This is a genomic window from Methylocystis rosea (assembly GCF_003855495.1).
Taxonomy (GTDB): Bacteria; Pseudomonadota; Alphaproteobacteria; order Rhizobiales; family Beijerinckiaceae; genus Methylocystis; species Methylocystis rosea_A.
In genome coordinates this window covers 198846-223458 of the sequence record NZ_CP034087.1, presented here as the reverse complement: position 1 = coordinate 223458, position 24613 = coordinate 198846, and the positions used below count along the sequence as shown (strand labels likewise).

At 59.8% G+C, this 24613-nt stretch carries 17 protein-coding genes and 3 pseudogenes; 9 read left to right on the top strand and 11 right to left on the bottom strand.

Annotated features, from left to right (window positions below; translation table 11 throughout):
- Positions 1–88: 88 nt before the first annotated feature.
- The gene (locus tag EHO51_RS18850; RefSeq protein ID WP_124740388.1) at positions 89–511 is read right to left on the bottom strand and encodes a MerR family transcriptional regulator; all 423 of its coding nucleotides are present in this window, start codon (positions 509–511) and stop codon (positions 89–91) included.
- Between the two features lie 303 nt (positions 512–814).
- On the opposite strand from EHO51_RS18850, the gene merT reads away from it, so the two are divergent.
- From merT to EHO51_RS18830, 4 genes are read left to right on the top strand one after another with little or no spacing between them, the layout of a single operon-like run.
- A complete protein-coding gene (gene merT / locus EHO51_RS18845) occupies positions 815–1207 on the top strand; it encodes a mercuric ion transporter MerT (RefSeq protein ID WP_245435058.1) in 393 nt (130 codons plus the stop codon).
- Between the two features lie 15 nt (positions 1208–1222).
- On the top strand, positions 1223–1501 hold the full coding sequence (gene merP / locus EHO51_RS18840) for a mercury resistance system periplasmic binding protein MerP (protein ID WP_124740386.1): 279 nt from the start codon (positions 1223–1225) through the stop codon (positions 1499–1501).
- 3 nt (positions 1502–1504) lie between these two features.
- Complete coding sequence (gene merA / locus EHO51_RS18835; protein WP_432431933.1) at positions 1505–3343, top strand: mercury(II) reductase; 1839 nt, start codon at positions 1505–1507, stop codon at positions 3341–3343.
- Positions 3344–3346: 3 nt separating this feature from the next.
- Positions 3347–3664 carry a hypothetical protein gene (locus EHO51_RS18830; RefSeq protein ID WP_124740385.1) on the top strand — a complete coding sequence of 106 codons (318 nt, stop codon included), beginning with the start codon at positions 3347–3349 and terminating at the stop codon, positions 3662–3664.
- Positions 3665–3934: 270 nt separating this feature from the next.
- Here the strand turns inward: EHO51_RS18830 and EHO51_RS18825 are convergent.
- A pseudogene (locus EHO51_RS18825) lies at positions 3935–4185 on the bottom strand (type II toxin-antitoxin system prevent-host-death family antitoxin).
- A gap of 260 nt (positions 4186–4445) precedes the next feature.
- The gene (locus tag EHO51_RS18820; protein ID WP_245434971.1) at positions 4446–7679 is read right to left on the bottom strand and encodes a GH36-type glycosyl hydrolase domain-containing protein; all 3234 of its coding nucleotides are present in this window, start codon (positions 7677–7679) and stop codon (positions 4446–4448) included.
- 163 nt (positions 7680–7842) lie between these two features.
- On the opposite strand from EHO51_RS18820, the pseudogene EHO51_RS18815 reads away from it, so the two are divergent.
- The 3 genes and pseudogenes from EHO51_RS18815 to EHO51_RS18805 form a co-directional block, all read left to right on the top strand.
- A pseudogene (locus EHO51_RS18815) lies at positions 7843–8199 on the top strand (polyphosphate kinase 2); the annotation flags it as partial.
- 250 nt (positions 8200–8449) lie between these two features.
- On the top strand, positions 8450–10855 hold the full coding sequence (gene ppsA, locus EHO51_RS18810) for a phosphoenolpyruvate synthase (protein ID WP_124740383.1): 2406 nt from the start codon (positions 8450–8452) through the stop codon (positions 10853–10855).
- A 166-nt stretch (positions 10856–11021) separates the two neighbouring features.
- On the top strand, positions 11022–12044 hold the full coding sequence (locus tag EHO51_RS18805) for a hydroxyacid dehydrogenase (RefSeq protein WP_124740382.1): 1023 nt from the start codon (positions 11022–11024) through the stop codon (positions 12042–12044).
- A 98-nt stretch (positions 12045–12142) separates the two neighbouring features.
- Here EHO51_RS18805 and EHO51_RS18800 read toward each other — a convergent pair whose 3' ends face one another.
- The 3 genes from EHO51_RS18800 to EHO51_RS18790 form a co-directional block, all read right to left on the bottom strand.
- Positions 12143–12364: a hypothetical protein gene (locus tag EHO51_RS18800; protein ID WP_124740381.1), complete on the bottom strand. Its 222-nt coding sequence runs from the start codon at positions 12362–12364 to the stop codon at positions 12143–12145.
- Positions 12365–12609: 245 nt separating this feature from the next.
- Positions 12610–12945, bottom strand: a complete 336-nt coding sequence (locus EHO51_RS18795; RefSeq protein WP_124740380.1) for a DUF2190 family protein — start codon at positions 12943–12945, stop codon at positions 12610–12612.
- Between the two features lie 386 nt (positions 12946–13331).
- Positions 13332–14189: a class I SAM-dependent methyltransferase gene (locus EHO51_RS18790; protein ID WP_124740379.1), complete on the bottom strand. Its 858-nt coding sequence runs from the start codon at positions 14187–14189 to the stop codon at positions 13332–13334.
- A gap of 651 nt (positions 14190–14840) precedes the next feature.
- Between EHO51_RS18790 and EHO51_RS18785 the strand changes: the two genes are divergently transcribed.
- Positions 14841–16064 carry a methionine adenosyltransferase gene (locus tag EHO51_RS18785; protein WP_245434968.1) on the top strand — a complete coding sequence of 408 codons (1224 nt, stop codon included), beginning with the start codon at positions 14841–14843 and terminating at the stop codon, positions 16062–16064.
- Between the two features lie 62 nt (positions 16065–16126).
- Here EHO51_RS18785 and EHO51_RS18780 read toward each other — a convergent pair whose 3' ends face one another.
- From EHO51_RS18780 to EHO51_RS18760, 5 genes are all read right to left on the bottom strand, one after another.
- Positions 16127–16894 carry a glycoside hydrolase family 15 protein gene (locus EHO51_RS18780; protein ID WP_164479479.1) on the bottom strand — a complete coding sequence of 256 codons (768 nt, stop codon included), beginning with the start codon at positions 16892–16894 and terminating at the stop codon, positions 16127–16129.
- Between the two features lie 29 nt (positions 16895–16923).
- On the bottom strand, positions 16924–17583 hold the full coding sequence (locus EHO51_RS18775; protein ID WP_124740377.1) for a hypothetical protein: 660 nt from the start codon (positions 17581–17583) through the stop codon (positions 16924–16926).
- Between the two features lie 45 nt (positions 17584–17628).
- Complete coding sequence (locus tag EHO51_RS18770; RefSeq protein ID WP_124740376.1) at positions 17629–19038, bottom strand: glucoamylase family protein; 1410 nt, start codon at positions 19036–19038, stop codon at positions 17629–17631.
- Between the two features lie 42 nt (positions 19039–19080).
- Positions 19081–20907 carry an ABC transporter ATP-binding protein/permease gene (locus EHO51_RS18765; RefSeq protein WP_124740375.1) on the bottom strand — a complete coding sequence of 609 codons (1827 nt, stop codon included), beginning with the start codon at positions 20905–20907 and terminating at the stop codon, positions 19081–19083.
- 548 nt (positions 20908–21455) lie between these two features.
- The gene (locus tag EHO51_RS18760) at positions 21456–21881 is read right to left on the bottom strand and encodes a hypothetical protein (RefSeq protein ID WP_124740374.1); all 426 of its coding nucleotides are present in this window, start codon (positions 21879–21881) and stop codon (positions 21456–21458) included.
- A gap of 1183 nt (positions 21882–23064) precedes the next feature.
- Here EHO51_RS18760 and EHO51_RS21025 point away from each other — a divergent pair.
- Positions 23065–23283: pseudogene (locus tag EHO51_RS21025) on the top strand (ATP-binding protein); the annotation flags it as partial.
- Between the last annotated feature and the right edge of the window lie 1330 nt (positions 23284–24613).

Genomic DNA, 24613 nt, shown 5'->3' with positions numbered 1-24613 from the left:
GCGAGCCCGAAGCGCTGCGCCGCCGCGTCTAACAAAATGTCCGGCGCCACCTTGCGTGGCGGCCCAAGAGGCAGATTCAGGCCGTTGATCAACCAAATGCGTACGACGCATCGAAGAGAGCATCGACGACAGGGCATTCAGGCACGCGTTCTCCGCTGCATTGCGCCGCCATCTCCGCCATCACCCGTTCGAGTCGTCTCAAATCCTTAATCTTCCGCCGAATCTCCGCAACGTGGCTCAACGTCAGTGCGCGAACTTCCGCGCATGTGTAAGCGTGCCCGTCGACAAGGCGGAGCAGGCCGCGGATTTCGTCGAGACTGAATCCGAGTTGCCGACTGCGTCGCACGAAGCTCAGCCGTTTGAGGTGATCCGCGCCGTAGATGCGATAGCCGCCGGCGCTGCGGCCGGTTACCGGCATGACCCCGATCTTCTCGTAGTAGCGGATCGTCTCGATGTTGACGCCGCTTTGCTTCGACAATTCGCCAATCGAGAGCCCATCCTTTTGCTTCATGTCGGGCCTCCTCGCGCTCGCTAAAAATCCTCTTGACCCTGTAGCGGCTACAGGCCCTAGGGTCTGATTACTCCGGCCGAACGGCGCTGGCAAGCAACACGATGGGGGTAGCGGCAATGTGTGACGGCGAAGGTCTTGGTCTCATCCAGATGGCGATGACGCCGATGGGGCTCGCGGCGACGGCAGGCATTGCCGCCCTGTTTTTCCTTTTCATACGTTGGGTTCGCGCCTGAGGTTGGCGCGGGCCAAACCCGAAGGGGCTTCCGGAACGAAACGAGGAAAACCTCCATGTCCGAACAGATCATGTCCGAGACAGCATCCGACCGATCAGCATCCGGCCAACGGGCGGCAGATCGAGCGTCCGGCCGCAAGGCGCTGGCCGCCGGCGGCGTCGCCGCCATCCTGGCGTCGGCCTGCTGCCTTGGGCCGCTGGTGCTGGTGAGCCTCGGATTCAGCGGCGCCTGGCTCGGCAATTTTAAAGTGTTCGAGCCATTTCGGCCGCTGTTCCTTAGCGCGGCGTTCGTCGCGCTGTTCTTCGCCTGGCGTCGAATCTATCGCCCCGCCGCAGCCTGCAAACCAGGAGAGGCCTGCGCCGCGCCGCGGGTGAGGTCGGCCTACAAAATGATCTTCTGGGGCATCGCGGCGCTGATCGGGGCGTCGACCGTCTTCCCCTATGCGCTTCCGCTGTTCTACTGAAAGAGGACCCCGAACATGAAAAAGCTCGCCGCAGTCATCGCTATGGCCGCCGTTTTCAGCATGTCGGCCTTTGCCGCAACGAAGACGGTCACTTTGTCAGTGGCTAACATGACCTGCGCCGCCTGCCCGATCACGGTCAAGAAGGCGTTGAGCAAGGTCGAGGGCGTGCAATCAGCCGAAGTGAGCTACGAGAAGAAGGAAGCGGTGGTGACCTACGACGACGCGAAAACAAACGTCGAAGCGCTCACTAAGGCGACCGAAGGGGCCGGTTATCCTTCCGAACTGAAGAAGTGAGCCATGGACGAAACACCTTCGATCAAGACAGCGCTCGCACATTCGTTTGGCGCCGCGATGGGCTACGCCATGCCGCTTCTCGCGCACCTGCGCCATGTCCTCGGGCAACGAATCGGTTCTGAGGAATCCCCCGCCTCATCCGATCGAAGGCGCGAAGGGAATAGTGTGGTCTTGCAGATCACCGGCATGACCTGCGGCAGCTGCGCGAGTCATATCGAAAAGGTCTTGCTCAAAGCCCCCGGCGTGCATGAGGCGAAGGTGTCCTACGCCGAAGGGACGGCGCGAGTCAGCGGCGACGGGGCGCTCGACCCCGCGGCGCTTTCCGCCGCTGTGCAGGCCGCAGGCTATCAAGCAGTGGTCGCAAAGCGCGCCCGCGCCGCCAGCCCTCCAGAGAGTGGGCCCGGTAAAATACTCGATCGCGAAGCCAAGCAAGAGCGCGGGGGCGCGCCGTTGCGTGTGGCGATCATCGGCAGCGGCGGAGCAGCGATGGCGGCGGCGCTGCGCGCCGCGGAAGACGGCGCGCGGGTCACGCTCATTGAGCGTGGGACGATCGGGGGGACATGCGTCAATGTCGGCTGCGTGCCCTCCAAGATCATGATCCGCGCCGCTCATATCGCGCATCTGCGCCGGCAGAGCCCCTTCGACGAGGGCCTTGGGGCAAGCGAGCCAACAATTGACCGCGGAAAACTGCTCGCCCAACAACAGGCGCTCGTCGATGAGCTGCGGCACGCTAAATACGAGGGCATTCTTGAAGGCAATACCGCCATCGCCGTGCTGCGTGGCGAAGCCAAGTTCCAAGACGGTCGCAGCCTGATCGCCCGGCTGAACGAAGGCGGCGAAAGCGAAATCAGTTTCGACCGCTGCCTCATCGCCACGGGCGCGAGCCCGGCCGTCCCGCCCATTCCCGGACTGAAAGAGACGCCCTACTGGACCTCGACCGAGGCGCTGGCGAGCGACACAATCCCTGCGCGCCTAGCGGTGATCGGCTCGTCGGTGGTGGCCGTCGAACTGGCGCAAGCCTTTGCGAGGCTTGGGAGCAAGGTGACGATCCTCGCGCGCAGCACGCTGTTCTTCCGCGAAGACCCAGCGATCGGCGAGGCGGTCACGGCCGCTTTCCGGGCGGAGGGCGTCGAAGTGCTGGAGCACACGCAAGCGAGCAACGTGGCGTTCGCGGACGGTGAATTCGTGCTCACGACCGGTAACGGCGAATTGCGCGCCGACAAGCTGCTGATCGCCACAGGCCGCGCGCCGAACACATGCGGCCTGGCGCTGGAAGCCGCCCGCGTCGCCGTCAACCCACAGGGCGCAATCATCGTCGACACGCGCATGCGCACCAGCGCGCCCCATATTTTCGCCGCCGGCGACTGCACCAATCAGCCACAATTCGTCTATGTGGCGGCGGCGGCCGGCACCCGCGCGGCCATTAATATGAGCGGCGGCGACGCCGCCCTCGATCTGGCCGCCATGCCGGCGGTGGTGTTTACGGATCCACAAGTCGCCACCGTAGGCTACAGCGAGGCGGAAGCGCACCATGAGGGCATCGAGACCGACAGCCGCACACTGACGCTCGACAATGTGCCGCGCGCCTTAGTGAATTTCGACACGCGCGGCTTCATCAAGCTTGTCACGGAGGCCGGCTCGGGCCGCCTCATTGGCGCGCAAGCGGTCGCGCCCGAAGCCGGCGAACTCATTCAAACCGCGGCGCTCGCCATCCGGGCGCGAATGACTGCGCAGGAACTGGCCGACCAGTTGTTTCCATACCTGACGATGGTCGAGGGGCTGAAGCTCGCGGCGCAGACCTTCAACAAGGACGTGAAGCAACTGTCCTGCTGCGCGGGGTAAGCGATGAAAGAACGCATGGCGCCCTGTTGCGTCGACAGCTCTGCCGACTGGCGTCCGCTGAACGCCGCGCAGCGCTGGGCGCGATTGATCGTTGGAGTCGCGCTACTCTCGCTGGCATTGGCGTTACCGTCGTCAGCCTGGATCGCGCTGGCTATCGTCGCAGGTTGGCTCGGCGCGACCCATGTCCTCGCGGCGGCGATGGCCTATCCGGGCTGCCCAGAACTGGGGACGGCGCCCAGTCTTCTGCTCGGCCGCTGGGTGAAGATCAGCTGCAGCCCTTGGCGATGGTTGGATGCGCGATTTCGCCTGACGGCGCAATGAGCGCCGCGCGCAGGTGTTCAACGCCTTGATGTTCCCTTCTTTGATTGGTCAAACGGCTTGGTCAGAGCGCGGTATTTCCGCGAAAAACCGCGACCGCACTGGCTCCTTGGTGGTGATCGGGAGCAATATCAGAATATCGTCGGTGTCGGGTCGCGGGATGCGAAAGCCAACAGCGGGGGGCGCGCCTTGCGGCCTTCGGTCTCGCTTACGTCAGCCTCGCGCGCCGACACGGGTACCGAATGACGGTGCCAGTCATGAGGTCGTCGTAGCTTATGGCGTTTCTGTTTGTTGCTCGTAAGGGTCAAGAGCCGCTTTCGCGCCTTCGAAAAGGTCGTCAGGCATGGTGTCGAGTGTGTGAGCCTGGCGTGGATCAGCGCCCCTTTTGAGGCGCTGGTAATCTTCGATGCTCAAGAGCACGAGGCGACGCTTGTTCCGCTGGGTGATCGTCACCGGTTGGCGCAATGCCTCGGCGAGGAGGTCGCCGGATTTAGCGACAGGTCGCTTGTTGAAAATTGGGGCATTGGTGGTGGCCTCTTATGATTGCTGCAATATACAGCAAATACAAGAATGATGAGAATGCTCTTTTTGATGTACGGCCCCTCTTGGCGGAGAGAGGCGCGCCGCAGGCGGCATTGCCAGCTGTGTAATCTTGGCCTGCGCTTGGCAGAGCGTCTGTTCAACGTCCTCAAGCGGCTGGACGCCTTACTTGTCGCACCCCTCCCGCTCGCTAGCGGTGAGAGCGGCGACCTCATGCACGGCATGCACGAGAACCTAGCCTCACTCAGCGAGGCAGAACTGTCGGCGGGTGATCCAGAGAAATTGTTGAAGGCCAGTTCGCCCTCAAGCCCTTCTGCGATACCAGCAAGCACGGCTCGACGATCCGCTTGCCGAACTGCCGGTGGACACCGAATACATGTCGGATGAGCATACTTATGTAGAGACCAGGTCCGCTTGAATAAATACGCCAACCACCATCGACCGCGATGGCGCCGGTTTTGACCCGTTCCCATTCTGCGCTGGACTGATACCGATCCCGGAATGCGGCATCGCTGCTGCTGAAGTAGGCGTTGCGCTGCCGCAACGATGCATGGGCGAGCCGATCCGTGACGGCAATGGGATTGACGACGATAAGGGCGTCCCAAAGCGCTTGGGATTCGCCGAGCGCGGCCATGGCTTCTGCATGGCGCAGATGCGAGTGCACGTACATGAGCCCGATTTCGCGGCCAAAGAACGCGGCCGATTCGGCTCGTTGGAAAATCCTTTCCGGCCCGCCATGATAAGCGATTGGCTTGTCCATCAGGCGCACGCCGTCGGAAAACGCAAGATGCTTTTGGATGAGGCCGAGGTGGTGGCCCGCCTGTTCCGGCGTGAAAAGACCCCCGACGATGGCCTGCGTCATGGGAAGCAGGGAATAGGAAACGCCAGTCTGGTTGTCGCTTGGGTGAAGCAGCAGTTCGGGCAAGCCGCCCTCGGGCCTGAACACGCCGTAGCCGGCCACTGCGCCATCACGAATGAGAAAATGATTGAAGTCCTCGCGCATCGCGGAGGCAAGGGAGTCCTGCTCTTTAGCCTTGTCGAAACGCCCAGAACGACGCAGAATTTCGGAGTACCGACGAAGTTGCTGATACAGAAGCGCCACGGTCCAGCTGCTCACCATCCAGTCACGGGCTGACGGGTTGACCGGCTGAAGAGAATCGTTCCAGTCCCCGCTGCCATAGCGGATTAGACATGTGCCGGCGATGAAACGCTGGCGCACGGTCGCGATCAGCGTGTCGACGTGGGTCGCGATCAGATTGGCATGGGCTGTCTTCTCCAGGTTATCCTCGCGCCGCCAGGCGACGGGTTCGTCGAGGAAACCGAAATCGCCGGTCGCTTCCAAGTAGTCGCACAAGGCCTTCAGCGGCCAGATGATGACGTCGCCATGCGCCTGCCTGTCCTGCACGGCGGAGTAAGGCTCCAGCATGAACCATTGGGGCCAGTCGCCTCGTTTCTCGTACTGCTGGGCAAAAATGATACGAAGAATGGCCTTGGCTGCCTCGTCGTGCTCCAGCGACAGAAGCAATTCCATGGGGCCTTGGCACACGTCGCGGGTTCCCCAAGCGGCGCCCATATATTGTTCAAGGCCGTGTGGAACCGTGAGATGCACAATCGCATTGTGCGCCAGCCACGGGAACATCGTGTCGATAGCCTCGGCATCAGCGTCGGCGCTCGAGCTCTTGATGCGTATGCCGCGGGTGACATTGCGCCAATAGCGAACCGAATGTGCTAGCATCGCCGCATCGTCGACGCCGTGAGTGTATTTGGCCGCCAGCACCTCCGCTCGCTTCGCATCGCTCATTGAACCGACCACAGCGAAGACGAATTCGTTCGTCAGGCATGTCCGGAGTGAGGCGAAACCACCAGCGCGGCGCTTGCCGTCAGCATAAAGCAGCTCATCGGCGCCCACGATCTCGACGCTCTCAGGCGTGCTTGTCACTAGGTGATAGACGGCCTGCGGATAACGTTGGCCCCACTGACCATCGAGATCCGGCCGATAGGTCAATCGCTTTTGTGGAGCATCGATCTCTACCCAGCCGGCATGGGCGAATTCGTTCTCACCGAGGGTGAGATGGCCAAAAACGAGGAAGCGGCATCGTTCGCCTTCAACGGTGACGCGCCACTGCACGACGGGTTCGTCTCCAGAAACAATCGCTGAGATTATAATGGTTCTGTCGCCAACCTTATAGACCCAGCGGCAGTCGTTGAGGCCTATCTCGAACACCGACGGAACCGTCAGCAACCGCCATCCATCGCCTGTGTCCATGAGCATGCGCAGCCCGCTGCCACGAGTGATATTGTAAGGGTCGCGAGAGACAGAAAAGAGCTGGTGAAAGGACGTATTGCCGACAGTGAGCTGCGCGCCGAACACGCCATGCATCCAGCAGGTCACGCACAACGTAGCCTCGTTGGGCAACATCTCTTTTCCGCTGCGCAACAATGCTCCGTGCCGGCGCAAAATAAGGCGTTCTTTGTCGCGCAAAACAATATGACGGCTGTAGATTTCTCCTGGCGTGAAAAAAGACAGAATCTGACCACCCGCCCGCTCGATGTGCGTGCGCCGCGGATAGCGCGCCTCTATCGTCGTCTCGTCCAAGGAATCGGCGACGACCGAGGGCGCTTCCTGAAGAAGGCTCCGTTCCGGGGTAGACAGGGGAATCGTACACGGCGCCCATTCTTTGCTGGCGCGCTCGACTTCGTCTATCAGCGCAAGGTCGGCATCTGTCGACGCTGCCGGATGATCGGATGTGTAAAGACCGAAAAACGTCCAAGCCCCGGTCGTATCCGGCTGCAGCGTTATTGCTTGAGACTGCAAAGCCGCGCACGCTGTCTCATGCTGTAGTCGATACGACGGCAGGCTCGTCCCAAAAGGATAGTCGAGTCGATAGGCATCGCGGTAAGCGGGGCCCATAAGCTGCCGATAATCGGTTGCGAAGCCGGTGGCGCCTTCAACACAGCCATGCGCGACCCAAGGATGCATGCCATTTTGCGATAGGTTTTGCCGACTCATCAGGATATGATGCATACGCGGGTGCCGAGCGACATAGTGATCGAGATATTGGCATGCGTAGGCTTCGTTACTCATTAAGAAGCTCTCTTCGCCAAGACCGAGATCCTGAATGAACACGACATCGCAAGGCAGCGTCCCGCGGCGGCGCCCGTTGATGAGTTCGACCCGCCAGAGCCATAAGTTCACGCTGGGATGCAACCAAAGTGTGACCCGGTGGCGTATGGCGGACGTCTTGCCCTCCCAAGCAAAACGATCGGACGCCATGCCGATGCGGCATCGAGCGTCGGGGCCGATGACGGGCAAAAGCATCGGTTCGAGGCCGCCGAGGCGCAGATAAAGACGCGTCATTCCGCCGGCGATGGGCGAGGCGAGCGACCGGTTGATCATGTTCCGCCCATGCCGCATAGCGAAGATCGCGCTGTTGGGCAGGACGCTGATCGAGAACCCAAGCTCGTTTGCAATTCGCAAGAGACCGAGATCGTCTTGACGCGGGGTTCTCAAGCTCTCTGTCGGCAAATGCGGCACCTTTTTTTATTCGGCCCTTTTTAAACCGACCTTGATTCTGGCATCGCCAAGGAAGGCGTATTCGGGCATTTCAAGCTTCGTCGGCGCGGGTCGCGGGGGTCGTTAAAAGCTTCTCAAATACTATCTTGATATCAGTCGCGATCAACAAAAGAAACGACTGAAAGACCGCCGCGAAGATCCGCTCAAGCAATGGAAAGTGAGTCCGATCGACGCATAAGCCATCAAGCACTGGGACGGCTACAGCGTCGCGCGAAATGAGATGTTCGCGCGTACGCACAATCCAGTCACGCCTTGGACTGTTGTAGGGGCCGACGTAAAGCGGTTGGCGCGTTTGAACCTAATCAAGGATCTGCTGTCGCTATTGCATTACTGCGATAAGGATGCGGCGGCGCTTCTGGTAAATCCCCAAATCGTTTTCCAATATGAGGAAACATATATCCGAAACCGCATGATCTCTGTCTGAACCGGAAATTTCGTCGGAAGAGCGCCCGAAATGAGCAGATGACAGCTCGATATGGAGGAACTCCCCGGCCGCGCCGGCCGCTGGGAGTAATACTTCGGGCGACGGCCGCGTCCGGCGATGAGTCTATCGGCAAAGCGCCCACGCAACGTTTTGATTTGCGCAGAGGTGATGATCTGCGGCCAATATGCTCTGATATCGAATAGGCCCTGACGAAGTCAGAGAGCGCACAACCTTCGAGCGGGAGGACCCAATGGCTGCTGACGCCCAACACGTCGTATGGTTCGAAGAGATTACGCGTCACGACGTTGCGCGCGTTGGCGGCAAGAACGCCTCGCTTGGCGAAATGGTCGCCAATCTCGCCGCAAAGGGCGTCAAGGTCCCGCCCGGGTTTGCGACGACGGCTGACGCCTATTGGCGCTTCATCGACAGCAACGGATTGAGGGCTGTCATAGCCGAGACGCTCGCCGAACTCGAAGCGGGCCGCCTATCTCTTGCCGAAGCAGGCCAAACCATCCGCCGCGCCGTCTTGCGCGGCAGTTGGTCGCCCGAAATGGCTGTTGCGATCACGAGCGCCTACCGCGACCTCTGCCGACGCATGGGCAAGGCGGAAGCCGACGTCGCCGTCCGCTCGAGCGCGACGGCGGAGGATCTTCCCGACGCCAGTTTCGCGGGGCAACAAGAGACCTATCTCAACATTCGGGGAGAACAGGCCATGCTCGACGCCTGCCGGCGCTGTTACGCCTCGCTCTTCACCGACCGCGCGATCAGCTACCGCAAAGCGAAAGGGTTTGACCATATGAAGGTCGCGCTTTCGGTCGGGGTTCAGAGCATGGCGCGTTCCGACATGGGCGGCGCGGGCGTGATGTTTTCGATCGACACTGAAACCGGCTTCGACCAGGTGGTTTTGATCAATGCGGCCTGGGGTCTTGGCGAGAATGTCGTTCAGGGCGCCGTCGACCCCGACGAATATCTGACGTTCAAGCCGTTCCTCTCCGACTCCGCGCTGTCGCCGATCGTCGAGAAAAAGCGCGGCGACAAGGCCGTCAAGATGATCTACGCCAGCGACGGCGACCTTCCGACGCGCAACGTTCCGACCTCCAAGGCCGAACGCGCCGCCTTTGTCCTCAGCGACCAGGATATCCTGACCTTGTCGCGCTGGGCCTGCGTCATCGAGAACCATTACGGCCAACCCATGGACATGGAATGGGCCAAGGACGGCGAGACCGGCGAACTTTTCATCGTGCAGGCGCGCCCTGAAACGGTGCAGTCGCGACGCGAAGCGAGCGCCCTGATGACCTATCGGATCAAGAACAAAGGCCGAAAGATCGTTTCAGGACTCGCCATCGGCGACGCCGTGGTGGCGGGCAAGGTTTGCGTGATCGAAAGCGCTCGCGACATCGCGCGCTTCGTAGACGGCGCCATTCTGGTCACGCAAACGACCGATCCGGATTGGGTGCCGATCATGAAACGGGCCGCAGCCATCATTACCGATCACGGCGGTCGGACGTCGCATGCGGCCATCGTCAGTCGCGAGCTTGGTCTGCCGGCGATTGTCGGGGCCGGCGACGCGACCCATGTCCTGCATGATGAACAGGTCGTAACCGTGTCCTGCGCAGAGGGCGATCAGGGATTCGTCTATGAAGGCGTGGCCGATTATGAAACCGAAGGTCTCGACCTCGCCGCTATACCAACGACGCACACGAAGATCATGCTCAATCTTGCCGATCCAGCGGCGGCGTTTCGCTGGTGGCGCATACCTGCCGATGGCGTCGGGCTGGCGCGCATGGAGTTCGTCATCAACAACCACATCAAGATTCATCCGATGGCCCTTGTCCATTTCGACACGCTGAAGAACGAAGACGCCAAAAGAAGCATCGCGCAATTGACCGCCGGATATGACGATAAGACCGAATATTTTGTGGATCGGCTCGCCCAGGCGCTCGCGCGCATCGCAGCCTCGCGCCATCCGGCTCCCGTGATTGTGCGGATGAGCGACCTCAAAACCAACGAATACGCCAATCTGATCGGCGGCGGCGAGTTCGAGCCTAAGGAAGAAAATCCGATGCTCGGCTTTCGCGGCGCCTCCCGCTATTATTCTCCGCGCTACCGTGAGGGGTTCGCGCTCGAATGCCGCGCCATCCGCCGCGTGCGGGAGCAGATGGGATTCAAGAATGTCGTCGTGATGATTCCCTTCTGCCGTTCAACGAAGGAAGCCGACCGCGTCCTCGAGGTCATGGCGGCCAATGGTTTGAAGCGTGGCGACGACGGCCTTCAGGTCTATGTGATGTGCGAAATCCCTTCCAACGTGATCTTGGCGAAAGCCTTCGCCGAGCGTTTTGACGGCTTCTCGATCGGCAGCAACGACCTGACCCAACTCACGCTCGGCGTCGACCGCGATTCGACAGATTTGGCAAATCTCTTCGACGAGCAGGATGAGGCGGTGAAATGGATGATTCAAACGGTCATTGTCGAAGCCCGCAAGGCCGGCGCAAAGGTCGGGCTATGCGGACAAGCGCCCAGCGACCATCCCGAGTTCGCCGAGTTTCTCGTCGCATGTGGAATCGACTCCATGTCGGTCACGCCGGACAGTTTTATTGCGGTGAAGCGCCACGTGGCGGCGGCGGAGGACGCAGAGTTAGAGATGAAGATCAGTTAGGCGTTATGGACCGAAGGCTGAATCCTATTGGCCCTGTCAATGAACTGACGGAGCGTTGACGCGCGAATGTCGACAAGGCGACGAAAGTGAAGCCGGGGTTTTTCGCGGTTCGCGAGACGATCTCAATCGCCGCGTCTCTCAGCTGTCACGATAAAGGGGGCGGAACATGAAAATCGTGATCTTCGAAGCCGAATCGCGCGAACGAGCAGCATTCAGTAGCTTGGCCTCCGCCGCTGAACTGCGGCTCGTCGCGGAGCCGCTCGGCGCCGCCAATGTGCATGGCTTCTTGGATGCAGAATTGATTTCAACATTCATCTATTCGGAGCTCAGCCGCGGGATCCTCGAACAGCTCCCATCCCTGAAGCTGATCTCGACTCGATCGACCGGATACGATCACATTGACATGGCCTATTGCGCGGAGCGTGGAATCACGGTCTGCAACGTCCCAAGTTACGGCGAAAACACGGTTGCCGAGCACGTTTTCGCGCTGCTGCTTGCTCTCAGCCATCGCCTCTTAGAGGCCGTGGAACGCGCGCGTTCCGGCCGATTCTCGCCTGAAGGCCTGCAAGGCTTCGATCTCGCGAGCAAGACGATCGGCATCGTTGGCGCAGGAAGCATTGGCCGCCACGTGATCCGCATCGCCAAAGGATTCGGAATGAACGTGCTCGCTTACGACGTGACGACCGATTCGCAGCTCGCCGAACATCTCGGATTCCGCTACGCGACCTTTGATGAGCTGCTCACGCACTCGGACGTGATCACGTTCCACGCTCCGGCGACACCCGCGACTTATCATCTGCTCTCGGCCCAAACGTTCGCGCGGATGAAGAACGGCGTCATCATCGTCAACACGGCGCGCGGAAGCCTGATCGATTCTCTTGCGCTGATCCAAGCGCTCCGCTCGGGCAAGGTGGCTGGCGCCGGACTCGACGTCTTGCCCGACGAGCCTTTGATCCGCGAGGAGGCCGAACTTATCTGTTCGATCTTCTGCAATCAGCACGACCTGCGCGATCTCGTGGCGGATCATGTACTGCTTCGGATGCCAAATGTAATCGTCACTCCGCATAGCGCTTTCAATACAAGGGAAGCCGTAGGCCGAATAGTCGAGACCACGGTCGCAAATATCCGCGCCTTCCTCGAGGGCCATCCGCAGAACATCGTTAGCAGATCGCCATCGCGCATGAACTAAGCGTCAGGGTCTGATCATCGAGATCCGCCGGGCCAATGTCATGGCGAAAGCGGGAAGCTCAAAAGTGGCCAGGTTTTACGCCGCCGCTCCGTGACCGACTATTGCGCCGCGGCATCCACCTCATAAACGTTATGCACCAGTCGCATAAATTTCGAGGCCGTGGAGCGCGCAGCAAAAGAAACAATGAATTGCGCTTGCATCTTTGCTTCCTGCTGTTGTCCTTTGGCGCATTTGTCGAACCCATTTCCGTTGTGACAAAAACAAGCTCGTACTGCATAAAGATGTCGCGGCGGCCGTTCGTCGTTTTTGGTCGAGGTCAAGCTTCGATCGAGAAAGCTCGTCCAGCGACAATCTGATTGAGACGTTCGACAGAATGGTCGCCGAATTGTCTGATCGACTGCGGAAGCCGTCGCCGGTAGCGGCGCTTTTCGGTTAAATCTGAATTGGTAGTGCACGAGTTTACACCTTCGGCGCGCCGGAATGCTCAGTTCCCTTTGCGCCCCGCGTCGCTTCGAGTGTTCGAGGCGCGGATCGCGCCGGGAGCTACCGCAAGGCATACTGTGATTTACGAGATATGACCGTCGAGACGGACGCGCACTTCCTCTGATTCGCTCGAAGCGGCACCAATCGCTACGCCGATCCGGGTGTTGCCTTGCGCTGTCGCAGTGATTTTCTTCGCGCCCGCGTCCCAATAAGCGGGAGCGCCAAGTGAGAGAGCGTCGCTCGTCTTTGGGAAATCGAAGCAACCTTCGAGCGCGATTTCGACTTCCTCGCCCTCGTCAGCCGCGTGCACCGCGACGCCCCCGAGCTTGCCCACAAGAACGAACTCGCCGCGTTTGACACCGCCAGCGGGAGACGGGACGATGATGGCATCGCCCTCTTGGGCGTAGTTCTCTGCCATGCCGGAACTCCTTCGATGTTACGACGTAGACCGCCCACGTTGAAATTCGCTCCCGATTCGCGTCTGACTTCAATGCCGACATCACGGGCCGTTTGGCCGCAAAAAAAGAGCGGTCACTAATTTCCCCAAATTTCCGATTTTTTCTTACCGGCGCTCGTCGACGCCGAGGCAAGAACGCGAATTTGCGCGAGGGTGGGCGTCAATTTGGGCACGCCGGACCTTGACGTCGTCATCGGCGCGCTGGAGCACCTAGCTGCGGCCTTGCCGGAGGAGCTTCGGCTAAAACTCGCTAGTCGTCCGCGAAAAATGCATTTTCAGATCAGGCGGCGCTTGCCATTCACTCCCTTCGTGCAAGCGGTGTCTTCGACGAGTCGATCTCGGTCAGTTCACTTGAAAGGCGTTTCCACGGAGGCGATGGACGACAGAGGCTTCATTGCCCGCCAAAAGGTCAACGACTTTCGCCACTGCCCCTCGACGGTGACGGGTTTTAACCCAGCCTCGCGCAGATAGATCGGTATCTTTCCATCGAAGGTGTCAGCCGAGCTCCCTATATGCGACAGCGGCCACAAAACGATCCGCGACAGCACGCTGTTAGATTGGTCTAAGTCAACCACGATCAACCGCCCGCCCGGCCGAAGGACACGGCCGATTTCCTTGAGACCGCTTCGCTTCACTTCGGCCGGCAGGTGATGGAGGACTAAGCTCAATAGCGCCGCGTCGAAGCTGGCGTCCTCGAAAGGAAGCTCCTCGACAGCGGCCAACTCGAAGGTCGCCCGGCTTCCCTCCCGGGCGGCATTACGGCGAGCGATCGCGATCATCGTCGGACCAGGGTCGAAGCCGATGACTTGACCCGAAGAGCCGACCGCCTCGGCGGCAAGACGGGTCCATACGCCGGTTCCGCAACCGGCATCGAGGACGCGCTCGCCCGCCTTTAGGGCAGCCACCTCGAGAATTTGCCTCCGGAAGGCGCGGCCCAACCCGAGCAACGTGCACAAACGGTCGTAAAAGGGCGCAATCCACTCGATGGTCACGCCATCGGTCTCCGGCGCTAGCTCACTTCCGGGCTCGGGTTGGGACCAACTGAAAATCAGGCCCCACAACACGACGAGCGGACATCCAAGCAGCGCCGTAACGGCCAATGCATGCCACCAGGTGAGTCCGAAAGCGAGCAGAATGCCGACGGCGAGCACCAAGGATAGTATCGGGTAGAGCCAGGCGTGATCGCGTATCGATGTTCTCCGCATGTCGTTCGCCCCATCCCGTTTTGAAAACCTGCTCCAGTTTCAGCGGCCCAATCTCGCTATCATACAAAAGGGGCTTAATGAATGCCGGCAGCGACGATCGGGTTCCTGGACAATCGAGGGCTACGCGCCCACTCACGGCAGCCTGGCTTATCGATGGCTTTCATGACTGTGCTCTCTAGCTTGTGTCGAACCGGCCATCCGGTCCACACGGGGCGCTGGCGATCAGTCAAACTTCACCCGATCCGGCGAGCGGAAGTAGAAAAAGTGGCCCTTGTAACTGGACTGCACCGCTATGATCTCGACGGTCGACGCTTATTCGGCAGCATAACCTCGTGCCGCCGAGAATCGCCGTCATGATAAGTGTGGTGTCTACACCCCATGCGGTGGGATGTGCTCGATTGGCGCTTCTTCAGCGCAGAGTGGCGCGGCAGACGCTTGCTTAGCTCAACAAGCTATATAATGTGACAATGTGCTCAATATAGATGAAAAGAGGATCGCGGTTAGCATTGTCTTCGGTCCCATGGACCTACCGATGGGCATGATGTGAAATCGAGTGCGCCACCGTGCGTTCCAAGCCTGCAGCGCTAATGGCGGCTACGAACCTTTCGCGGGCTTTCATGCCTCAGCGATAGGGAAGAGGAAACCGACCTCGTGACGCCTGAGCGCCTCTTCATTCGCGACCTCGATCACCCGAGCGGGGACTTACTTGACTTTGAGATCGTCGAGCGAAAGGGCCTGGGTCATCCGGATACAATCTGCGATGAAATTGCCGAACAGATGAGTTTAGCGCTATCGCGCCTCTATCTCTTGGAATGCGGCAAGGTGCTTCACCACAATGTCGACAAAGCGTTGCTCGCCGGTGGCGCGTCTTCGCCACGGTTTGGCGGCGGTGAGATCTCGCGCCCTATCGAGCTCTTCGTCGCTGGAAGGGCGACGGGGTCTTTCCAAGGAAAGGATCTGCCTATCGAAGATCTGGCGCATCAAGTTGCCGCCGAATGGTTCGCCAAACATCTCCCCACCATTGATACGGGGCGGGACATCAAAGTGCGTAATTTGGTACGGCCTGGGTCAGCCGACTTGACCGACCTCTTCGCGCGGCGATCCGGACGGGCGCGTCTAGCCAACGATACCTCCTGTGGTGTGGGTTATGCGCCGCTGAGCCGTCTCGAGACAATAGTCTACGCCGTCGAGGCGCATCTCGGCGCTATGGCACAGGGTCGCCATCAGGAGATTGGGAGAGACATCAAGGTAATGGGCATTCGGCAGGGTGAGCATATCCATCTTACGATCGCCTGTGCGATCATCGATCACTTCGTGCATAGCCTTGCGGACTACTTGGACATCAAAAGAATGATTGCCGCCGTTGCGCGTCAGATCGCAAAGGAGCATGGAGTCGAGAACATCAGTCTTGAGGTAAACGCGGCCGACAACCCAACCGCCTGCAGCATTTATCTGACCGTCACAGGAACCTCGGCCGAGGCAGGCGATGATGGGGAAGCCGGCCGCGGCAACCGCATCAACGGACTCATTACTCCATTCAGGCCGATGACCATGGAGTCCGTGGCCGGGAAGAATCCCCTGACGCATGTCGGCAAGCTATATAACATCGCCGCCGGTCTGATTGCGCAGCGTCTGATAGAGGACGTGGCGGACATTGCCGAAGCGCAATGCCTGATCGTTAGCCAAATAGGCAGTCCTGTGGATCAGCCTCAGGCGATCGAGGTATCCGTGCGCGGTTCCGGTCGGGCGAGCGAGTTGGGGAACGAGATCACGGCGATTGTTGCGGATGAGCTTTGCCATCTCGAGTCCGTCGCCGAGGAGCTCACCAGGGGCGCCTTGGCGGTCGGGCGCTGGCCGCTGCGGCAAGACCGCTGACGCTCCACGGCGCGCGGCGCCTATTCGGGTGTCTTGACACCCCTCGCCGAGCTTGCGCGACATCAGCACGCCATCAGACGACGGGCCGCTCTCCTGCTCGCAAACGCAGCGACAAAAGCAGCATAGCTCCAGGCTAAGTTCTTCGCGGACGTTTGCGCGCCAGTCGTCTGATCGAATTGCTCGGACAATTCTCCCGAGGCCGGCGTATGCGCCCGCACCATGGCCATGAACATATCGCCGCGAGCGAGAAACGCTTTGAAGAGCCTTTCTCTGAACGGTGGTTCGACCGACGCAGCCGCGAGCGCCGCGCGAGGCTCGCCGAGCATATCCGCCAACAAGGTCCGGTTTCCTGCCGAAACCGGAATCATTGCCCCTCTGCCGATTGCCTCCGCGAAGCGAAAGTAAAACTGTGCCGCTCCGAACGTCGAAAAATAATAGGCTCCGCCGCTGCAATATGAATCATGGGCATAGCGTCCCATAGCAGGAGCGCAATCTGACGCACGCTCCTGGTTGATGGGATACTTTTTCTCAAAAAACTCCTCGAGCCGCGCCAGCGTGGCAAGCGCCTTCGGATCGAGGACGCTGTGAGGCCCCTCCGCCCGCGCCGCATGAATCACGCCAAGAGGCACAGCCATGTCGAGTCGCCTCGCAGGCGCGGCGCTCGGCCTATCCGCCGCGTTGGCGAAGCGGCAGACATAAACGCCTTCATCAGGATCGAAATGGGCGTCGAGACGCTGACGGATTTCTTGCGCAGCCGCGCGATAGGCTTGCGCACGCGTCACGTCGCCAGCCGCCTCCATCCATGCCGACCCCATCGGCAAGCGCTGCATATTGCACGAGGCGCGTGTGATAATGATGACTAGAAACTTCTTCCCAAAGATCGAAACAGGGCTCTCGTATAGTCGAGGTCGCATCGGAGCAGCGCCTTGACCAACATTTCGTCCGCACGCTCACGAAACGCGTCGAACTGGTAAAAGCGCAAGACGGCGAGTGCGCGCAACGCTTGCCCATCATTTTGCGGACGAGCCCAATTGAGAATGTCGAGCGTCCCGTCCGGATTGTAACGCGCTTCGCCAAGGACGCGGTCCCCATAGACTTGACTAAGATCACGGTCGCTGCGCGCGTGAGGGAGGAAAGCGGGATCAATCGCTCGGCGATAATCCCCACGACGCAAAAAAGCGCGGCCATCGAGCTGGCAAAGGCCAAGGCTAAAATTGACAAAATCGACGAGATAACGAGTTGCATCTGACCCCAGCGTCTGCTCCGCGAGCAATACGCGTAAAGCGTCAATGACGATCGCTGAATCGCACACCCAATGGAAAAAATAGTCCGGATTTGGATCGTAAGAAGCGAGCTCGGGAGAGGCCAGGACGGATCCAGGCGCTGGCCGAATGGTCTGCCCAAAATGACGGCGAACTTTGACGAGTTCGGTTGCTGAAACCGCCCTGAGCATGGCGGCGGCGGAGAGCAGATATTGCCGCTCCATCCATTCCAAAAGTGTGCCCGCATTGCCGCTCATCGCATTTTCTTTGACCGCTGGCTTTTACAGCTCCCTGCGGGGGTCCTATTTGAGATGCGGGCTTTGAAATCCGAGCCGACGCAATCCAACCTGCACATCGGGATCCTTCATGAAAAGATTCCACAACAGACCCGTGCGGTGGTTTTCGATCATCGCGACAATAGGTCCCTGGTCGATTGCAAGATAGGTATGGGAGAACCAATCGGCGTCCTCGCTGAACGCATCGGTAAAACCAAAACGACCCCAAAGCCTGTCGCCGAGCTTATCGTAAAAATGCCGCATGGCGCGAAGCGCCGCTTCCGGCGCATATGGGAAGCTCGACAATGCCGCGGTCGGCGCAATCACGCCATTGTCCTCATCCGGCGCATGCCGCTTGCAACATTGCACACTAACGTGCCCGCTCGCGCACGCACGAGCGCATTTATCGTCTCCCGGCGCGTGAACGTAGTAACCCCCCGGATCGTCGCTCGCCGTGAGGCCCCAGCAGGATGGTCCATATCCCTTGTGATTCCCGGGATTGCGGATGCAATGTTCAATATTGATTCGCACATGATGCGTATTCTGTCGCCAGTAGTTGGCGTAGACATCCTCGAGCCCACGCGGATCGAGGCCGCAGAAGGAATAATGGCAAAAGAACAAGGGCCCGCCATAAGGAGGGCCGAGCGGCAATTCGATGTCGTAATAAAAATGGCCGTTCAAAAAGCTCCGGCTCTGCGCCCAGCCGTCGTGATAGACTGACGAGTCCATTGGAGAGCGCGGCGAGGCGGCGGCAAGGACATAAGTCAATAGGCATTCGTTCCAGCCGCGGATTTCATGAGCAAGGCTGAAGCCGTTGTTGGGGCTCCAATGCCAAGTCAGCACGCTATGTCCTTCGCGGACGTGCCAGTTCCATTCCACATCGAGCCACAGGCAGGTGATGCGGTCGCGCAGGCTTTTCTCGGCGGACGTATCGCGATCGAAATATTGTCGCGCGCACAACAAGCCCTGAAACAAAAGCGCGGTCTCGACGATATCGCCGCCGTCGTCCTTCCGACTGAAGGGTATGGTCGCGCCGCCGGCGCCGCCGCAGCTGTAGCACGACACTCCGGCTCTGGGCGCGCAACAGGCGCCGGTTCGGTCATTCATGAAGTGCGGAAAATGACCGTGATAGCAGGGCGCGCGTTCCAGGAGATTGAGCATGAGCGCAAGACGCGTCAGAGCTTCATCCCGAGTGAGCCATCCCCTTTCCGTCGCGGCGATGATGGCCATGACGCCAAAGCCGGAACCTCCGATCGCGACGCAATCATCCTGTGGCTCTTCAAGGAGGCTGATGTGATCGCGCGCAAGGCCGCTCGCGGGATGCGCGCCCTCCCAAAAATAGAGGAACGTTTGCCGCTGCACGAGATCAAGCAGCGCCGCATCCGATAGGACCGGCCTTTGTTGGGAGATGATCCGGTCGTTTTGAGCGATTGTCATCGGCGAACGATCCTAGGGGGCATGGGCGCCATGCGGGTTTACTTATTGTTTATCTGCAAGGACGGCTCTTCGCCTTCGGGCTTCTGGATCACACGGCACGCAGGGAGCCCTTAGTCGCTGACCTTGAGGATTCATGGTCAAATAAAGAACACGCGTATAGAACTCGTCCTTAGCCTGCGGTCCGCTGATGTGAACGAGGGTTGTTGCCGCCCATTCCTGCTCGAAGATGTTGAAAAGCGTTTTGCGCGCCTGCGGAGCAAGAGACTCGATCGCCTCGTCGACAAAGACCCAACGCGGCTTGTGAAGCAAAACGCGCGCGAAAGCGAGACTTTGTTGTTCCGGCTCGCTCAGTTCCCTGTCCCATCGCGCGACACGATCGAGCCAGCGCGATAGATGTGACAGGCCCATTTTCGTTAAAGCTGCGATGAACTCCTGATCCGAGAAGCTGCGTGGCGGATTCGGATAAGCGAGTGCGCTGCGCAGGGCGCCATCAGGTATATAAGGGCGCTTGGGCATGAACATGACGCTCTGCGCCGGCGGCAGGCAGATCCTGCCGCTTCCCCATGGCCATAAGCCCGCCATCGCGCAGAAAAGAGTCGTTTTTCCTGAACCGGGCTCGCCGACGATCAAGACACGATCTCCCGGCGGGATCTCGACATGCGGTTCATTCAACATGGTACACCCCGAGGGAGAAATGACGCCAAAGTCATCCAGGCGGAGCTTGTCATCCGATGTCGTAACGAGTTCGATACGGCTCGCCTCGTCACCGAGCTTGTCCATTTCGATCAATGCCTGGCGAAAGCCGCCGACACGAAAGAGCGTCGCGCGCCAATCCGCAATCACGCCGAAATTATCGACGAACCACCGTAGCGACTGCTGTACTTGATTGAACGCGCCAACGGCCATGAGCAACCCGCCAAAAGAAAGATCCCCCGCGAAGTAAGCGGGCGCCGCCACGACGATCGGCGCGACGATCGTGAACCATCCATAGCCGGCCGTGATCCAAGTCAGGCCCGTCGTTGCGCCGACGAGCCGACGCAAAATGAGGAGAAGGCGATCAAGCTCTCGATGCAGCCGATCGCTCGCTTCTGCCTCGCCGCGGTAGACGGCGATCGCGTCGCTATGCTCATTGACGTGAACAAGGCCGAAGCGCAGATCGGACTCGCGGGCATAACGTTCGCCGTTAAGGGCGATCAGCGGTCGGCCTACGCGCCAACTCGCCCATGATCCCGCGCCCGCATAGAGAAGCGCGCACCAGACCATATAACCGGGAATAGCGAAGCTTTTTCCCTGGAACTCGAACACCACGCCCGCCGACAGAATCCACAGAACGCCGATGAAGCTCGCTAAGAGTAGCGTCGCTTGGACGAGCCCAACGCCCAGATCAGTGGAAAGTTCGGCCAGATGCTGGGCGTCCGCATGGATGCGCTGGTCCGGATTCTCTCCGACTTCCTTAGCGCCGGCGAGGAGAAAAGCGCGTTTGGGCGCGAGCCATTGCGCGAAAAGGTCCCGTGTCAGCGCTTCCCGCAATTTCATCTTCGTCATCTGGTTGAGCCACGTCTGGGCCACGTTCAGGATCAACAGAGCGCCTGCGATATAGGCGAAAACGATAAGTTGGAAGCCGAAGGCCGGAAGATCTTTGCGGGAGAGAGCATCGTAAAACGGTTGGTTCCAGGCGTTGAGCATGATCTGTCCATAAGCGGTCGCAGCGACCACGGCGACAAGACCCACGCCGAGCCAAAGCAGCATGGCGCGGTCGCGCGAAACGTAGAACGCCTCCAAAAGCATTTTCAGTTGCGGCGCGAATTCGTCGCCTCCCGTTCGCCGTTCGGCGACGGTTTGACACGTCGTGTCGGCCTGCTCCACCATCGAATCTCGCCCTTTTTGCTAAGCTGAATTATAGCATCACTTACGTCCTTGATCGGCAAGATCGATCGCGGGAAGGCATCTCCTAACCGGATGAACCGGGGCGTCAGGGAATCTGGCGTTTAGCGTCTTCGGCGGCGTTCGGAATCTCAAGCTTGGCTGGACGCGATCTAGCGGAGTCGTTTCGGATCACGCGGAATCGCATCGCGACCACCTCATCGTGAAAATCGGCTATGCTCCCGTGAAATATACTGCGGATTTTAGTCATCAAGACGGGTCCTTCCACGCTTCCGCCGCGAGGGTCGCCGCTCTGAGCGCCACGATGACCCTCATTCGATTCGCTTCTTGTAGCTATGACGCTCGAAGAAAAAATTGGCCAACTCAACATGGCGACACTGGACATGCCATTCCCGGGCCCACCCTCGGCGACGACGCGGCCCAAGACATTCGCGCGGGGCGCGTCGGGGGCCCCTTGAACCTCCGGGGGGTCGGGAGACGTTTGCGGGCCTTCAGAAGCTTGCATCAATATTTTCGGTCAGCTGCAAAGATTGCTATTCGACTATGTCCCTCTCTCCATTTTTTCGAGGGGCGCATAGCAGCGGTATGCCGAACATGCTTGCGAACCATGTAATAACGGCGGCGAGCAGGTTGCCCCACCACGGATTGCCAAGTGCGAATCCAGCTGCCAGTACAGTCGCCGCGAGTAGGCTGGTGAACTTCAGAAATTTGCCGGTGAATGCACGTTGGTCGGCAAGCTCATTGGCAAACTCGTGGTTTTGGGGGGTGCTGGGAGTGACCGCGCTCTGGCTCACCGAGACTCTAATCACACCGCCTATGGACCCCGCCACCAACCAAGCAGCAGCAAACCACCAATTGCGATGGATGATGCCAAGGAGAATCCCTACAGCGCAGCTAACGAAGAAGAATCCAAGAAGGTGATTCAATCGTCGATGAGCTTCCAAATACGTGGCGATCATCGGTGCACCCAAGGACCTCCGTCTCCGACGCGACCTCGCCCTCTGGCAAAAATGATGTGTGAGTTCGTGAGAGAGGCTTCCCGGAATCGGATATATTGTTCCCTGTTATTGCGTTTCATCGGGCGCGGGGGGATGTAGCGTCCTCTTTCCCTGAAATTCCTTCTTGAGAGCGAGCCGGCCGAGAAGCCTGACTGCTAAGTGGGTCGGGCCGACTGGGAACTGCGGCTGCGGTCGACTCGAAGGCCTTGCGGCGCACGAACTCGGCCAGGCCGGTGTGCGCTTGTTCGGCTGCCGCACAGCCTCGACCATTGGCGGCGGCCCTGTAGATGCGTCGGCACTGCCCCCAGAAGCGGTCAGGATCGGCCGTGGATCCCTCCTCTGCTCGCGTCCGGCACTCACACCTGTCTCTGCGCGAGGGTCATCTTCGCCGGTCACCCCACGCGCTGGCCGCGCCCCTTGCCCACGCCCGCCCTTCGCTAGCGCATGCACGGGTCTGAACATGCCCCGAGGTCGGACCGGCTGGGCCGGGAAATTCCGGATCAAGTCAGGCTCCACCCCGGCCAGGCCGCCTAGCACGCCGATCATCCGCGGTCCGCGCTTATGGAGGTGTCCGTCCATGGTTCGGCAAAGCTCCAGGACTGTCCCCACTCTCACGATGCGTTTGACGATCGCGAACGACTCGAAAAGTCGAGCGGGCGTTCGATCCTGGTCACCACTGCAGCGTCGCCGGAAGCACGGAACTTGAGAAGCCTCCCCAAATCCTTGCAATCCGCTTTTGCCCCGAAACTTTCTCCCGATGGATGATCGCGCAGCCGGCCGCTCTACCTCGAACGCCGCCACCACGCGGGTGCGGTCCCTATCGATCCACAAGATGGCAATGAGACGGATCGAGTCCGCGCTGGGGGCGTTTTTTATTGAAACAGGAAGCCACTCTAAGCATTCGGCGCGCCCGTTTGTCCTCCGTTATGGATACGGCCGCGATCGTTGGCGGCTAACCAAGCGCCTGAGCCAAGCCTGGACCTCGGTGTGCGTGCGGTCGCTCTCTCGGTCGGCGGCGATGGATGCTGCAGACCTCCTTGCGGTCTCGCAGACCTTTGACAACTCGCCAAGCCAAGCCTCGCGCGCCGCGTCATCGTCAGCGGCGGGGGGCGCCGAGACGCTCGTTACGGCGCTCATATGAAAACATGAGCCGCAACGCCTCGTCGGCGATCACCTCAAGGCGGAGATATCGGTGAAGCAGGCGCGCTCAATCCGATATGACTGTCGCCAAGATGCCCTTTGGCTAGGATGTCGACGACTTTGCATTCGAGGACACGCCGATCGACTTGGGACTGGTGCGCGATCTGGCTGGCGGCTCCTTCATCGCCAATAACGCAACATTGTTCTGGTCGGTGGAACCGGCCTGTCGGCCTTGAGTTCGAAGGCGGCCCCCTAGATGCGCAGCGAATCCCCTGCCCGTCTCTATATTTCTATCCACTCTGAAACACACGGCTCGGCAATGTGTGGATCACGGCGCGACGGACAAAACGAGGATTGTTATCTCGCTTCCCCATGAGGTGCGCTCTGGCCGACCTGTAGCTCAAGCTCAGAACAGTTCGGGCACGTTCGACCGTCTCCCCAGTGGATATGGCCCTAAATAGGGTTAAACGAGTACGGGGGTTGAAAGGCGCAACTTCTTTCGAACGCTCGCCCCGGAGCAATTCGATGCGGGTCGAAATTCACGCCGATGGAAGTTACACCTATTCTTACGATGGCGTCCTAATATTCGTGCCTGCGCTGATACAGGCAGAACGGGGGTGCCCGGACGCGCACATGGAAGCGCAACTCAATGACGCCGCCGTTCAGTTGCGTCATAAGGGTTTTCGAAAAGCTGACTATGTGGGCCGGGGGCGCTATGCGGTTATCTTGGAGCGCTCTCGCGCCAGGGGGAATCGTCGTTCTTCCCGTCTCGCGAAATGAAGGTGTTCAGCATCAGGTCGCAGTCCGACGGCGCCATCGCAATTGGAGGTTCCCGTCCGGACGCAACTGCCCCGTGTCAACTCTCTGGGACGGACGCGCAAATCGACGGCGCGCTCATCGTGGCTCTGCAGAGAGGCGTCGAGCTTCTTAAGCATAATGCGCAAAGCAAACTGTCGGCTGATGGTCTATTCGCCGGTTACCAATGGCGCGTCAAATCGCCCGACACCGATCCTTTCATGATCGTCCGGAAAGTACATTAGGCGCACGGCTCCACGGCATGCGCTATGCCGCGGCTTCCGCCATGGCCGCCTTAACCCTTGCTGCACCTCCGGCCACGCCTGCGGCAAACGGGGAAGAGCATGCGCGGACAGGCCTCGAGAAGAAAAAATGCCGATGTTCCGCAAGAAACGAGTTATTGGTGACCCTCGCGGTCGCAATGAGCGTTGTTTCGCCGACTGGAAACAGCTTCCAAAGCGACGCTTCGATCGCAGGCGTCGTTGTTCACGACATTCATGTCGCCTTCAAGGAATGGCGCGCGTGCCAACCTCCGGCTCGCTCCCGTACGTTTCTCTCGCAACGAGCGATAGGGCGATCTGGTACACTAGGCAGATGGGCAACCTGCTCGGTCGTCTCGATCCTGAGATCGGGCAGTTTCGCGAATACCGCTTGATCCCGACTCGTTATGTCGCCCGTGATGATTTAAAGTTGCGCGCGTCTGGCGCGCAACGAACAGGACTCACTCGAACGGTTCGGAGATCCCCCTACGGGGTCCG